The organism is Stenotrophomonas maltophilia group sp. RNC7, assembly GCF_030910085.1.
In the GTDB taxonomy this organism is placed as follows: Bacteria; Pseudomonadota; Gammaproteobacteria; order Xanthomonadales; family Xanthomonadaceae; genus Stenotrophomonas; species Stenotrophomonas sepilia.
In genome coordinates this window covers 1-511 of sequence record NZ_JAVFVN010000417.1, presented here as the reverse complement: position 1 = coordinate 511, position 511 = coordinate 1, and the positions used below count along the sequence as shown (strand labels likewise).

The 511-nt window shown below is 59.3% G+C and carries 1 protein-coding gene; it reads right to left on the bottom strand.

The annotated features are described in order from the left end of the window. A partial coding sequence (locus RCF13_RS07205; RefSeq protein ID WP_064522992.1) for a hypothetical protein occupies positions 1 to 343 on the bottom strand: 343 nt, incomplete at its 3' end. Positions 344 to 511 lie beyond the last annotated feature (168 nt).

Genomic DNA, 511 nt, shown 5'->3' with positions numbered 1-511 from the left:
ATGATTGCGCTCGCCGGTTCCAGAGGTTCGTCAAGACGTCGACCAGACTGGCAAGATCATTGCGCTCCGCCTTGGTCAGATTGCCTTTGTCGCCTTTGGCAAAGAGCGTCAGCAGATATAGGGGCATCTGGTCATCGTGATAGTAGTAAACGACGCGCACGCCCGCGCGCTTGCCGTGGTCGCCGCGGCGCCAGCGCAGCTTGCGCACGCCGCCCGTGCCTTCCATGATGTCTCCGGCCTTGGGATTCCCCGCCAGATAGTCGATAAGGTCTTGGCGTTCCCGCTCGGTCAGAAGCTTGTCGGCCAAGCGAATATAAGAGGGCAGTTCGACAAGGCCGTGCATGACTTCGCGTGAGTCCTATCCTAATCCATTGGATTAGCTGATACAAGAGCAACTGGCATTGTATGGATAGGCGGCGGGCCGATCGGCGGGCCTGAGACCAATTCGTCATCCCTTTTGGGGCGAGCAGCCAATGTCGGTGGCAAGCCCGGGAATAGGAGGCGGCAGGAG